The organism is Micromonospora sp. NBC_00617, assembly GCF_045161355.1.
Classification (GTDB): Bacteria; Actinomycetota; Actinomycetes; order Mycobacteriales; family Micromonosporaceae; genus Micromonospora.
On sequence record NZ_CP107751.1, the window covers coordinates 5,969,553 to 5,982,399 of the forward strand.

A 12,847-nucleotide genomic window follows, 5' to 3' on the forward strand; every position below is an offset into this window, starting at 1 on the left:
TCAGCGCTCCGGCCGCTGCACCAGGTCGGTGAAGTCCTGCTCGTTGCGTTCGGCCAGCCGCACGTACGCCCAGCCCACCGCGATCAGGAACGGGAACGACACCAACCCGAGCAGCAGCCAGGGCAGATTGACGCCGGCCACGGTGGTCCGGCCGAGCGACGGTGCGATGGCGAACAGCCAGGGCAGCCCGCCCAGCCCGATGACGACCACCAGCGACAGCCGCAACGCCAGCGCGAGCTGCGCCCGGACCAGACCGCGGACCAGCGCCTCGCCGACCTGGGTCTGCTGGGCCAGCTCGGCGCGGGTCCGCTCGGAGCGGGTGTCCCGCCGGGTGATGTCGGCCAGCACGATCCGGGCGCGCCGGGGCGGCGGTACCGCAGCGCCCGACCCCACGTCAGACAGTTGCTCGGCCACCCCGGCAGTCTTGCCCGCCCAGCGCGATTGTCAAGCGTTCGCGCTCACCAGCGCACCTGAACGGCACAGTTCGTCGTGCTGCTGGTCACCTGGGTCGCGTCCAGGACGGACCGGGCCCGTTCCCGGCCGAGGTTCGTCGCCCAGAACCCGTCGTCGGGCAACTCGAAGGCGATCTCCCGAAGCGCGCACGTGCGCATCGGCTCGGGCAGCCGGGCCAGGGCCGGTACGGCGTCGGCCGACAGCCCGGAGAGGTAGGTGAGGTCGACGCGACCGGTTTCGAGGTACCGGTCGACGTTCCGGTCGGCGATCAGTCGGTCCGGGTTGACCAGGGCCAACCCCAGCAGCGCCAGCACCGCGGTGCCGATCACCAGTCGAGGCAGCCAGTCGGCCCGCAGCCGCGCCACGGCCACGCCGACCAGGACGAAGAGCACTCCGAGCGACAGCTCGACGGTCGCCACGAAGAGCCGCAGCCGGGTGGCGCCGTACGCGTCGGCGTAGACCTGCATGCGGTAGAGCGACGAGGCGACGACGACCAGGCTGAGCGCCGTGAGCACACCGAGCAGCACCCGGACGAGCAGCCGGTCGCCACGGGTGGCCTTCGGTGCCCGGCGGGCCGCGACGGCGATCACCAGCAGGGTGAGCGCGGTGACGGCGAGCAGTTGCCAGAACCCGCCCCGGGCATACTCGGCGTAGGTGAGGCCGGCCGTGCGCAACACGTGCCCCGCGCCGCCGAAGAACACGGTCAACTGCACCAGTACGAAGGCGGCGAACAGGGCGTCGAGCAGCACCAGCGGCAGGGCCCATTCCAGCCGGTGCACCGGCCGGCCCGGCTTCGCCCGCAGACTGTCCAGGTCGGGCGGCCGGTTGACCAGGTACGCGCCGCCGAGCAGGCCCAGGCCGATCAGCCCGAGGCGTACCAACCAGCCGACCACGCTGCCCGGCGAGATGTCCGGCAGGAGGCCCGCCAGCAGATCGGCGAAGACCGCGTCGGCGGAGGAGAACAGCAGGCCGAACAGCGTCAGCAGACCGACCGAGATCGCCAGGCTGGTCACGATCCGCCCGATCCCAGGCCCGGACGAGCGGGTGCGGTGCAGCCCGCGTACCGCCCAGGGGAGCGCGCGGACCGTCGCGGCCGGCGGCAGCGTCGCGGCCAGCAGCATCCCGAACGGGGTCCGGCCACCGGTCACCGCGAGCGTCGCGGTGACCGCGGCGGCGAGCAGGCAGAGCACGAAGAGCCAGCCGGCGGCCCGGACCGTACCGACGGCGACCAGCGCGACCGTCGCGGCGGTCCAGGCGACCTGCGCCGCCCGCCCCGGTGCCCCCGTGGCACCGGGACGGACGGTGGTCGCGGCCGCGGACGATGCCGCCGCAGCGGTCGGGATCGGCGGAGCGGTCGGGGTCGGCGCAGCCGTTGCGGCCGGCTGGGCCGGCGTGGCCGTCGGCGGCTGTGCGGCGCTGGTGGCGGCCGGCGGTGGTGCCGTGGCGGGCGTCACGGTGGTGTCGGGCCCTGAGGGAGCGGCAGGCGCGGCGGCCGGAGGCGACGCTTGCGGCACGGCGGTCGTGGCCGGCGCGAGAGTTGCTTTCTCCGTCGCGGATGGCGTGGCGGCGGACGTCGGCCCGGAGCTGGCCAGCGACGGTGCCGGCGATGAGCCTGGTGCCGGCGGTGACCCCGGAGCGGTGGGCGCGGCCCGTTCGGTGACCTGCGCCGGGGACGGCGTGCCGGACCGGACGAAACCGGCGGTGGCGAGCGCGGCGGTGGCCGCGAGGGCGGCGACCAGCCAGCCCAGTCCGGGACGGACAACCGTCAGCGCCGAGGCGCCGACGACCGCCGCCGCCGTCAACACGCCCAGGAGCAGCGGACGGGCGGTGCCGGTCGGTCCCGGCCAGCGCTGCGCGAGCAGTGACGGTGGCCGAGGTGGAACGGACTGGGACGGCCACGGCTGCGGCGGCCAGGGGTGCGGCCGGCCGGCCACCGGCGGGGGCGTCGGGCCGGGACCGGACCGGGGCTGACCGGCCTGGACGGGCTGACCGGGCGGGGTGGACTGACCGGGCTGGCCGGGTGGAGTGGGTTGACCGGTCTGGCCGGGCGGGGTGGGCTGCGGTCCGACCGGTCCGGTCGCCGGACCGGTCGGTCCCGTCGCCGGTGCGGACATGCTGCCGGGGCTGGTCATGCGGCCTCTTCTCGGTGTGGCCCGTTGCTCGGGATGGTGACCCGGATGCGGCAACCGGGCTGGGAGTTCCCGGCGGCGCCGACCGGGTCGAGGACCCCGATCTGGCCGCCGTGCAGTTCGACGACCCAGCGGGCGATGGCCAGGCCCAGGCCGGTCCCGCCGCCGGCCGCCCGGTCGCCGCGCGTGAACCGCTCGAACACACGGGAACGCTCGGCCGTCGGGATGCCCTGCCCCTCGTCGCTCACCTCGAAGTGGAGTTGGCCGGCGTGTTCCTCGGCGCTCACCCGCACGGTGCCGCCGGGTGGGCTGTGCCGCGCCGCGTTGTCCAGCAGGTTCGCGAACACCTGGTGCAGCCGCCACGGGTCCGCGCGTACCGTCAGCGGCGCCGCCAGGTCGCGGAGCTGGAAGTCCACGTCGAGCCCCGCCCCGGCGGCGCTGGCGGTGGCATGTTCCACCGCCTCGTCCAGGAAGTCCGCGACGTCGATGCGGACCCGGCGCAGTGGCACCACCCCGGCGTCGAGACGGGACAGGTCGAGCAGGTCGGCGACGAGATGCCCGAGCCGTTCGGTCTGGGACAGCGCCGCGCGCAGGGCCGCAGGCTCCGGCTCGGCCACCCCGTCCACCATGTTCTCCAGTACGCCCTGCAGCGCGGTGATCGGCGTCCGCAGCTCGTGGGAGACGTTGGCGATCAGCTCGCGTCGGCGCTGATCCGCGGCGTGCAGGTCCTCGGCCATCTTGTTGAACGCCTGGGCCAGCTCACCCACCTCGTCGCGGGAGGTGGCGCGCACCCGACGGGTGTAGTCACCGCGGGCCATCGCCCCGGCGGCCGCCGTCATCTCGCGCAGCGGCGAGGTCATCCCGTGGGCGAGCACCTGCGAGGTGACGAGCGCGATGCAGATGACGGTGATCGAGGTGCCCGGCGGGAGCCAACCGATGCCGTACCAGAAGTAGCCGATGGCCACGGCCCAGGAGGCGACCAGCAGGACGCCGAGCTTCATCTTGATCGAGCGGACCGGGTCCAGCGGGCGGGGCAGCACCCGATCCAGCCAGTCCACCAGTCGGTGGTTGGTCACGCGGGCACCTCCAGGGCGTACCCGACGCCGTGCACGGTCCGGATGAGATCGGCGCCGAGCTTGCGCCGCAAGGCCTTGACGTGGCTGTCCACGGTTCGGGTGCCGGTGCCCTCGGCCCAGCCCCAGACGTCGGCGAGCAGCCGCTCCCGGGGCAGCACCGTGCGGGGCCGCCCGGCGAGGTGAATCAGGAGGTCGAACTCGGTCGGAGTGAGGTGCACGTCCTCGCCGGAGCGGCGAACCCGCCGCTCGGCCTCGTTGATCTCGATGTCGCCGAGGCGGATTGCGGGCGGGGCGGGAGTCGCGGCCCGTTCCATCCGGCGCAGCAGCACGTGTACGCGGGCGGCCAGTTCCCGCATCGAGAACGGCTTGGTGAGGTAGTCGTCCGCGCCGACCGCGAGCCCGACCAGCAGATCGGTCTCGTCGTCGCGGGCCGTGAGCATCAGCACCGGCACCGGCCGGACGGCCTGGATCCGCCGGCACACCTCCAGGCCGTCGAAGCCGGGCAGCATCACGTCGAGGACGACGAGGTCCGGTTGCCCGGTCCGGAACCGCTCGACCGCGCTGGGGCCGTCCGCGGCGATCTCCACGGCGAAACCCTCGGCGCGGAGTCGGGCGGCGACCGACTCGGCGATGGTGCGTTCGTCCTCGACGACCAGGACGCGGCGTTCCTTCATGGGGTCTGACTGTAGGGAGCCACCGTGGAGATCAGTGGGTGGCATTGTGAATAACCTGTGGAGAACGGTTCACCCCTGTGGATAACCCGGGGTCCGCTGCGGTTGGCCTCAGCGAACCCCGAGCCTCGTTGTGGACGACCGAGCCAGCTGTCAGGGTGGTCCGGTAGAGAGGAGGTGTGACGGTGACCAATCCTGCCCGGCCCGGCTGGGGCGACGCCTGGACGGTGGACGACCTCCAGGCTCTTCCCGAGGACGACCAGGTCTACGAGATCTTCGACGGGAGCCTGCTCGTGTCCCCCCATGCGGACGTCTTCCACGGTGCGATCGCCAACCGCCTCCGTCGGATCCTCGACCGGCAGGCCCCCGCCGGCCTGCTCGTCGGTCAGGACATCGGGGTGAGCGCCAAACGCTCCTCGTACTTCGTGCCGGATCTCTTCGTCGCTCGGGAGAGCGCGCTGGCCAGCGGCGGCGCCGCGCTCGACCCGAGCGATGTGCTCCTCGTCGTCGAGGTGATCTCGCCGAGCAACGCTGGCCGGGACCTGGTGCTCAAACGCCACGAGTACGCGGCCGCCGGCATCGGCCGGTACTGGTTGGTGGAGCCCCGGAAACAGACGTTGACGGTCCTCGCGAACGGCCCGGGCGGCTACCGCGACCAAGCGCTCCTCCCGGTCGGCGAGATCTACCGCACCGACGAGCCGTTCCCCCTGGCCCTGCCGCTGGCCGACATCTTCTGACTGTCGCCCGGAACCTTTCCCTCGGCCCAGGAGTGGGACAGGTGAAGAGGGGTGGTGAGGGTGTCCGACGGTGATCTGATTGTCGAGCTTTACGCCGGCTGTTTCCGACGCTTGGTGGTCCAGCTCTACGCGGTGACCGGCGACCTGTGCGAGGCGCAGGAGGCGGTCCAGGAGGCGTTCACCCGGGCGCTGGCGGCACCCGGTCGGCTGACCCGCCTCGACAACCCGGAGGCATGGTTGCGCCGGGTCGCGGTGAACGTCGCCCGTAGTCGTCACCGGCGGCGGCGGGTGCTGGACGGGCTGCTGCGTCGGATCGGTCCGCCCCCGGCGGTCGCGGACCGCTCACCCGAGCACCTGGCGCTGCTCGCCGCGTTGCGCGAACTGCCCCAGGGGCAGCGACACGCGCTGGCCCTGCACTACCTGGTCGACCTGCCGATCGACGAGGTGGCGGCGACGCTCGGCGTTTCCGCCGGCACCGTCAAGTCCCGCCTCTCCCGGGGTCGGCAGGCGCTCGCGTCGCTGCTCAGCGACTCCGACGCAACCGACTCCGACGCAACTGACAGCACGAACACCGGGAGGGTCGATGTCCAATCATGAGTTCGGCGGCTTCGACGTCGACGCGATCACCGACGTCGTTCGCCAACCGTCCCTGGACGACCTGATGTCGGTCGCCCAATCTCGTCGGCGCCGGCGAGCCGGCGGGATGACGTTGGCTCTCGTGGTCGTCTTCGCGGCCATGGCGGTGGTGCCGCTGACCGCCGGCCGCGGCCAGGACGGCTGGACCAGGCCGGCCCCTCCTCCACCTGCGCGGGCACGGGGTGGCGAGGTCTTCTTGACCGGTCCGGATTCCGGAGTGGCGGTGCACAACTCGACGTGCGCGATCCGTTTCGCGCACACCCGGGACGGCGGCGTCAGCTGGACCGATTACGACGCGGCCCGCTACCAGGCCACGTCCTGTCGGGCCGACGGCTACGGCGGGGAGGAAGCCGACCTGGAATTTGCCGTTCTCAGCGACCGCTCGTACCTCATCCGGGACGGTGTGCTGTTGAGGCTCTCCACCGACTACGGGCGAAGCTGGCGGGAGGCAGCGCAGGCGATGGTGGCGGTGACCGCATTTCCGACGCAGGCCCGTGCCGTGTTCAGCCAGGACAGCGGTAGCGTGATCCAGCAACCACTGGCCGTGGACCCGACGACGGGGACGGTCTACCAACTCAGCGGCGAACCGCCGTCGCCCTCTCGGCCGCGCAGCATCTACCCGACTGCGGACGGGGCGATCTGGGTGACCTACTGGCCGGGCGGCCTCGACGTCATGCTCGTTGCTCGGAGCGTGGACCGGGGCGCCACGTGGACGACCTGGCAGCCGGCGAAGGGGGCGGATGTCCGGGCCGTGGTCGGGATCGACAAGCAGGAGGCGTACCTGCTGGTCGATCCCCCGGCACCGCCGGGAACGCCGCCGACGGCGGTGGCAGGGCCGGTCCAGTTGTTGCGCACCACGGACGGCGGCAGGAGTTGGGCGGACGTCGGCACGGATCTGCCCGACACACAGGAGATGCTGCGGATCACCGTGGGTGCGGACGGTGCTCTGCTGGTTGCGGAGTCGGACACGTTTACCCCCGAGTCCACTCCACCTCCGACCTTCACCTCGCGGCTGTGGACGAGCCAAGACGAGGGACGGCACTTTACGAACGTGCAGGCGTACCGCCGTAACGACGGTGGGATCGGGGCTTCTCCGGGCCTCGCCTGGCTCTACGGCCGGGACGACATGACGGTGAGCGGGGCGGACCACGTGCTGTTCACCAGCGACGGAAGGACCTGGACGCGCTTTCCGCTCCCGGACTGAGCGCACACGTTCATTCGGGTACGCAGCGGGGCCAGTGGCGTGGTGCCACCGGCCCCGCTACGTCGAACCCGTCAGCTGGTCGGCACGACCAGGTCCATGGACATGCTGCCGCTGGCCGGTAGGGAAACTGCGCCAGCTTGTCGGGTAGACCTGGACCAGAACCTCGGCGGCGGTGCCGGCGCTGGTGGTCAGTCGTCCGCTGACCGCGCCCGTCGCCGCAGCCTGGGCCGGGGTGGCGCCGGGCAGCACGAGCGCTGCCATGATGGCACCGGCCAGCAGGGCGCGGCGGGCTGGGAATAGCTGCATCGATATCCCAACGTGAGGGTGGTGGGGCGGCCTGAGCATGCTCCGCCCGCACTGTCCCTGCGCGCCGTACGAGGTCGGCCCACGGGGGATAGGTCACCGGCGATGGGCGTGGAACTCCCGACCGGGCGACCGTCCTCCGTGGAACGGCAGCGGTTACTCCAGGCCGACGCGTACCGGGTGGGCCGAGGCGGAGCCGAGCCAGGTGTGCGGATTGCCGTACCAGCACCAGCCCAGCTTCGGCGCGCCCTGGCTGATCCACAGGGCCGGCACCCGCTTGTCGCCGCACCGGGAGCCGACGAGCGAGAAGCACCTGTTGCTGGCCAGCGCGGCCGGATGGAGGGTGATGAAGGCGAGCCCCTCGTCGATGGTGAGCGGCAGCCGGTCCTGGGCGGTCATGCCCTCCATCGCCGCGGCGGGGGCGAGGTTGCGGAACTCCTCGCCACGGTCGACGTCGAAGAGGAGGTACGCCGGCCCGGCGGGCACCTCCAGCTCCTTGATCGGGTCGAAGCGCGGCAGGTCGTCCTCGGCGTAGTGCCGATCGAGGAAGCCGGGCTTGTTCTTGCCGGCCAGCGTGGTGAGCGCGAGCCGGGGCTCCACCCCGATCAGGTCGCGCGTGATGACCAGCAGGAACGGCACCCGGGCGGCGGTGGGCGCGGGCAGGCCGGCGGCGCCGTGGACCGCGCGGGCCCGCAGCGGGGCGACCAGGTCGCGGAAGGCGCTCTCGGGCATCCCGGCCAGGGCCGGGTAGTCCAGTCGGACCAGTTGGTCTAGTTGGCTGTCGAACTCGGTCTCGGCGTCGAACGGGGCGTCGTGCACGGCGGCCTCCCGATAGTCGTACGGACTATCGTACAACGTACGGGAAGGTCGGAGGTATTCCCGCGTCAGCGACTCCAGTCCTGCTTCGCGGCCCTGACCAGCTTGTCCTTCAACTCCCGGGTGTGCCGCCTGCTCACCGGCAGCTCGGTGGAGTCGACCACCACCACGTACCCGGAGTTCACCAAACGCAGCTCCGCGATCAACTTCAACTGCACCAGGTATGACCGGTGCACCCGGACGAAACCGGCGTCCGCCCATCGCTCGGCGAGCGTGGCCAGTGAGACCCGCACCAGGTGCGACCCCTCGGCGGTGTGCAGCCGGGCGTAGTCCCCCTGCGCCTCCACCCAGCGCACCGCCGAGCGGGGCAGCATCCGGGTGGTGCCGGCCAACTCGATCGGGATGGTCGGGTCCTCCTCGGCCCGGGCCAGCGCCGCCGGATGCGACGGCACCACCCGTGAGCCGATCACCCGCCGCAGCGACTCGGCCAGCCGTTCGGCGCGTACCGGTTTGCGCACGTAGTCCGTGGCGCCCAGGTCGAACGCGTCCACCGCCCCGTCGTCGTACGCGGTGACGAACACGATCGCCGGCGGTCGGGCGAACCGGCGCAGCACCCGGGCCAGCTCCATGCCGTCCAGGCCGGGCATCCGGATGTCCAGGAAGACCACGTCCACATCACCGTCGCGCAGCAGCCGCAGCGCCTCGGTGGCGTCCCCGGCGGTGTGCAGGCGGGCCACCCGGGGGTCGGCCCGCAGGTGGTACGCCAACTCGTCGAGCGCGGGCGGCTCGTCGTCCACCGCCAGCACTCGGAGGAAACCGGAGGCGTTCACCGGGTCGCCCGCATTCGCTCGCTGCGCTCGCTCACGAACCGGCCCGTACGCCGGGGTGGAACTTCGGCACCCGCATGCTCACCCGGGTGCCCGAGCCCAGCCCGGTCTCGACGACCAGACCGAAGCGGTCCCCGAAGACCGACCGCAGCCGCTCGTCGACGTTCGAGAGGCCGACGTGCTGGCCCGGGTCGTCCCCCGGGTCACCGGTGCTGCGGGCCAGCTCGGCGATGCCGGCGGTCAGCGTGGTCGGGTCCATTCCCACCCCGTCGTCCTCCACCGTGATGTGGCATTCGGCGCCCGCGTCCCGGGCCTCGATGCTCACCATGCCCGCGCCCGGCTTGCGGGACAACCCGTGCCGGACGGCGTTCTCCACCAGCGGCTGAAGGCAGAGGAACGGGAGCGTCACCGGCAGCACCTCCGGGGCGATCTGCAACCGCACCTGCAACCGGTCGCCGAACCGGGCCCGCTCGATCGTCAGGTACCTGTCGATCGACCGCAGCTCCTCGGCCAGCGTGGTGAACTCCCCGTGCGCCCGGAACGAGTACCTGGTGAACTCCGCGAACTCCAGGATCAACTCCCGTGCCCGCTCCGGGTCGGTGCGGACGAACGAGCCGATCGCGGTCAACGCGTTGTAGATGAAGTGCGGGCTGATCTGCGCCCGCAACGCCCGGACCTCCGCCCTCGCCAGCCGCTCCCGCGACGAGTCCAGCTCGGCCAGGGCGAGCTGGTTGCCCGCCCAGTGCGCCGTCTCCAAGGTGGCCTGGACCAGTCCCGGCGCCGGCGCGCTGTCGGCGATCGCCACCAGCGCGCCGACCACCCGGGCGTCCGCCCCGTGCAGGGGCGCGACAACCGCACCGCGGATCGGGCAGTCGACCCGATCGCACCGCAGGTCGGACTCCCCGAGCACCGTCGAGCGCCCGGTGGCCACCGACCGCTGGGCCGCCGCCAGCAGTTGCTCACCGTGGTGCGTCCCGCGCCCGTCGAGGGCGAGCACCTCGTCGGCGTCCGTGAGCGCCAGCCCGACCGCGCCCACCAGGGCCCGCAGATGGCGTACGGCCTTCGTCGCGCCCGCCGCGCTCAACCCCGCCCGCAGCGGCTCGGCGGCCAGACCGGCGGTGTGCAGCACCTCGTAGGTGGCCCGTTGCGTGGCGGTGGCGATGCCGCGCCGGGCGCGCAGCCGCAGCACCGCCAGCAGGGCCGCGGTCAGCGCGGTGACCAGCGATACGACGCCGACGACGGCGGAGAGGTTGCCACCCACGCAGCGATCCTGACGGCTCGCGGCCCTGGGCGCTAGTACGCGCCCTTGCGGGCGAGCACCACGCCGACCGTGCGCCAGAGGATGCTCAGGTCGTACGCCAGCGACCAGTTGTCGACGTAGTAGAGGTCCAGCCGGACGGCCTCGTCCCAGGACAGGTCGGAGCGGCCGGAGACCTGCCAGAGACCGGTCATGCCGGGGCGGACCAGCAGTCGACGCCGCACGTCGCCCAGGAAGTCGCCGTCGTCGGCCGGCAGCGGGCGGGGCCCGACCAGCGACATCTCACCCCAGAGCACGTTGATCAACTGCGGCAGCTCGTCCAGCGACGAGGCCCGCAGGAAGCGGCCCACCGGGAAGACCCGGGGATCCTGCTTCATCTTGAACAACATGCCGTCGGTCTCGTTCTGGTCGGTCAGGCTGGCCAGCCGGTCCTCGGCGTCCACGTACATGGTCCGGAACTTCCACACCCGGAAGGTGCGCCCCTCGTGCCCCACCCGAGGCTGGCGGAAGAACACCGGCCCGGGGTCGGAGATGCGGATCGCCACGGCGATGGCGACGAAGAGGGGGATCAGCAGCAGCAGACCCAAGCCGGCGGCGACCCGGTCCATCAGGTTCTTGGCGAGCAGCGCCGGCCCGGAGAGGGTCGGCTCCTCGACGTGCAGCAGCGGCAGACCCTCGATCGGCCGGATGTGCACCCGAGGGCCGGCGATGTCGGTCAACTGCGGTGCGACTACCAGGTCGACGCCGGAGCCCTCCAACTGCCAGGCCAGCCGGCGCAGTTCGCCCGGCTCGGCGCTGGCCGACCCACAGACGGCGATGGTGTCCCCGCCGACCTCCCGGACCAGGGCCAGCACGTCGCGCCCGGCGTGCACCGGCACCGGCGTCGGCATCCCGCGCGCCGCCGCATACCCGTCGGTGATGTGGATGGCGACCGGGACCAGCCCGGCGTTCGGGCTGCGGGTGACCGCCGCGTAGACCTCCAGGCACTCCGGCAGGGTGCCGACCAGCACCATCCGGTGCGCGGCCTGACCGGCCCGCCGACGGATGTAGTGCAGCGCCCAGCGAGCCACGAGGCGGCCCCACAGGATCAGCAGGAGCGCCCCGAGCAGGGCCGTGCCGACCGTCCACCGGGACAGCGCGGTCTTGGTGGCGAACGCGAGGAAGGAGACGCTGGCCGCGACCGTGACGGCGGCCCGGATGACCCGCTTGAACTCGTCCGGCCCGAGCCCCAGGTAGCGCCGGTCGTACGCCCGGTTGCTCCAGAGGATGACCACCCAGCCCAGCGGCAGCAGCAGGTACGAGACGGTGTGGAACCAGGTCGGATTCTGGTTGGTGCCGGAGAAGCCGGAGGCGGCCTGGTCGAAGAGCTGGATCGCGATCCAGCTGGCGAACGCCGCCGCGCCGAAGTCGAGCAGCAGCAGGATGGCGGTGTAGGGGCGGTGCCAGCGGGAGACACGGCGTCGCGCCCTGGCCCATGCCGACCGGGGGACGCCGTTGTGTGACGGCGGCGTCGGCGGCTGGATCTCGAAGCTGTCGACGTGCCGCACGAGTCTGCTCCGGCCTTCGTTGGATACCGGGCGCTGGAGGCTTGCCGTCACCTCACCCATGTCCTCCCGCATGACACGGGCCGCTCACTCGGCGTGAGGGCCCGGGTCGCCCACCGTCCCAGTCTCCCACGCGGGCTCCGACCGGTCGTCGCCCCGAAGGAGATTGGCGACCGATGGTGCCGGCGGGATCTGGCCGGCTCCGCACCATTTCAGAAGCCGGGGACCGGGCCACTATACCGATGGATGCGCGTGTGGCGAGAACGGTGGACGGGAGCTTCGGCTCAGTCTGGCCGATTCCGCTCCGTAGTCGCCGAGTGGGATTACTCACCGTACAAGGCGGGACAACCGTCGGTCAGCGAGCGGCTTTCCGCCCGTCTGGCACGTCGCGCAGTACTGGAGGCTCGAATCGGCGAAGGACACCTCCCGCACGGTGTCTCCGCAGACCGGGCAGGGCAGCCCGGTGCGGGCGTGCACCTTCAACCCGGACCGCTTTTCACCCTTCAGCTCGGCGGCACGCTGGCCGAGGGACCGCTCGACCGCGTCACCGAGCACCTGGCGGGTCGCCGCGTGCAGGGTGGCGAGCTGGGCGTCCGTGAGCCGGTCGGTGATCGCGAACGGGGACAGCTTCGCGGCGTGCAGGATCTCGTCCGAGTACGCGTTGCCCACCCCGGACAGCACCGACTGGTCGGTCAACACCCCCTTGACCTGCCCACGCCGACTGCGCAGCCGCTCCGCGAAGGTGGGCAGGTCGGCGGCGAGCGCGTCCGGGCCCAGCTTGGCCACCCCGGGCACGGTGGCCGGGTCGGTGACCAGGTACGCGGCCAGCTTCTTCTGGGTGCCCGCCTCGGTGAGGTCGAAGCCGGACCCGTCGTCGAGGCGGACGCGCACCGCGATCGGCCCCTTGCCGGGTCGCAGCGGCGTCGTCGATCCAAACGCCTCCCGGTAGTGCAGCCAGCCCGCCCGGGCCAGGTGGACCACGAGGTGCAGATCACCCTCGACGACCACGTCGAGGAACTTGCCGTGCCGGCGAGCGTCGACCACCGCCCGACCAGCGACCGCGGCGGGTGCCGGGTCGTACGTCTTCAGGGCGCTGATCGCGGCGATTTCCAGCCGGTCGACACGCCGCCCCACCGCGCGCTGCCGCAGATAACCCGCGAGCGCCTCAACCTCCGGTAGTTCGGGCACCAACC

13 protein-coding genes are annotated in these 12,847 nt (G+C 72.4%); 3 read left to right on the forward strand and 10 right to left on the reverse strand.

Features of this window, described 5'->3' with window-relative positions:
• The 4 genes from OG505_RS27545 to OG505_RS27560 are packed head-to-tail and all read right to left on the reverse strand — an operon-like array spanning window position 1 to window position 4,332.
• Complete coding sequence (locus OG505_RS27545) at window positions 1-414, reverse strand: hypothetical protein (protein ID WP_007453686.1); 414 nt, start codon at window positions 412-414, stop codon at window positions 1-3.
• 44 nt (window positions 415-458) lie between these two features.
• The gene (locus OG505_RS27550; protein WP_405428904.1) at window positions 459-2,585 is read right to left on the reverse strand and encodes a DUF4153 domain-containing protein; all 2,127 of its coding nucleotides are present in this window, start codon (window positions 2,583-2,585) and stop codon (window positions 459-461) included.
• Window positions 2,582-3,658 (reverse strand): cell wall metabolism sensor histidine kinase WalK, encoded by a 1,077-nt coding sequence (locus tag OG505_RS27555; protein ID WP_007453683.1) that lies wholly within the window; start codon window positions 3,656-3,658, stop codon window positions 2,582-2,584. Before OG505_RS27555 ends, OG505_RS27550 begins: the two co-directional genes overlap by 4 nt.
• A complete protein-coding gene (locus OG505_RS27560; protein WP_405428906.1) occupies window positions 3,655-4,332 on the reverse strand; it encodes a response regulator transcription factor in 678 nt (225 codons plus the stop codon). The genes OG505_RS27555 and OG505_RS27560 overlap by 4 nt, the downstream gene beginning before the upstream one ends.
• A gap of 182 nt (window positions 4,333-4,514) precedes the next feature.
• On the opposite strand from OG505_RS27560, the gene OG505_RS27565 reads away from it, so the two are divergent.
• From OG505_RS27565 to OG505_RS27575, 3 genes are read left to right on the forward strand one after another with little or no spacing between them, the layout of a single operon-like run.
• Window positions 4,515-5,066, forward strand: a complete 552-nt coding sequence (locus OG505_RS27565) for a Uma2 family endonuclease (RefSeq protein WP_344363596.1) — start codon at window positions 4,515-4,517, stop codon at window positions 5,064-5,066.
• A gap of 60 nt (window positions 5,067-5,126) precedes the next feature.
• Window positions 5,127-5,663 carry an RNA polymerase sigma factor gene (locus tag OG505_RS27570; RefSeq protein ID WP_405428908.1) on the forward strand — a complete coding sequence of 179 codons (537 nt, stop codon included), beginning with the start codon at window positions 5,127-5,129 and terminating at the stop codon, window positions 5,661-5,663.
• Window positions 5,650-6,906: a WD40/YVTN/BNR-like repeat-containing protein gene (locus tag OG505_RS27575; protein WP_405428910.1), complete on the forward strand. Its 1,257-nt coding sequence runs from the start codon at window positions 5,650-5,652 to the stop codon at window positions 6,904-6,906. Before OG505_RS27570 ends, OG505_RS27575 begins: the two co-directional genes overlap by 14 nt.
• A gap of 57 nt (window positions 6,907-6,963) precedes the next feature.
• Here OG505_RS27575 and OG505_RS27580 read toward each other — a convergent pair whose 3' ends face one another.
• From OG505_RS27580 to OG505_RS27605, 6 genes are all read right to left on the reverse strand, one after another.
• Window positions 6,964-7,212: a hypothetical protein gene (locus OG505_RS27580; RefSeq protein ID WP_405428912.1), complete on the reverse strand. Its 249-nt coding sequence runs from the start codon at window positions 7,210-7,212 to the stop codon at window positions 6,964-6,966.
• 153 nt (window positions 7,213-7,365) lie between these two features.
• On the reverse strand, window positions 7,366-8,064 hold the full coding sequence (locus OG505_RS27585) for a DUF5701 family protein (protein ID WP_405428914.1): 699 nt from the start codon (window positions 8,062-8,064) through the stop codon (window positions 7,366-7,368).
• A gap of 29 nt (window positions 8,065-8,093) precedes the next feature.
• Window positions 8,094-8,855, reverse strand: coding sequence for a LytTR family DNA-binding domain-containing protein (locus tag OG505_RS27590; RefSeq protein ID WP_007453674.1), 762 nt, complete (start codon window positions 8,853-8,855; stop codon window positions 8,094-8,096).
• 31 nt (window positions 8,856-8,886) lie between these two features.
• On the reverse strand, window positions 8,887-10,113 hold the full coding sequence (locus tag OG505_RS27595) for a sensor histidine kinase (RefSeq protein WP_405428915.1): 1,227 nt from the start codon (window positions 10,111-10,113) through the stop codon (window positions 8,887-8,889).
• 32 nt (window positions 10,114-10,145) lie between these two features.
• On the reverse strand, window positions 10,146-11,717 hold the full coding sequence (locus OG505_RS27600) for a sugar transferase (protein ID WP_405434752.1): 1,572 nt from the start codon (window positions 11,715-11,717) through the stop codon (window positions 10,146-10,148).
• Window positions 11,718-11,981: 264 nt separating this feature from the next.
• Window positions 11,982-12,842, reverse strand: coding sequence for a DNA-formamidopyrimidine glycosylase family protein (locus tag OG505_RS27605; protein WP_357491849.1), 861 nt, complete (start codon window positions 12,840-12,842; stop codon window positions 11,982-11,984).
• Between the last annotated feature and the right edge of the window lie 5 nt (window positions 12,843-12,847).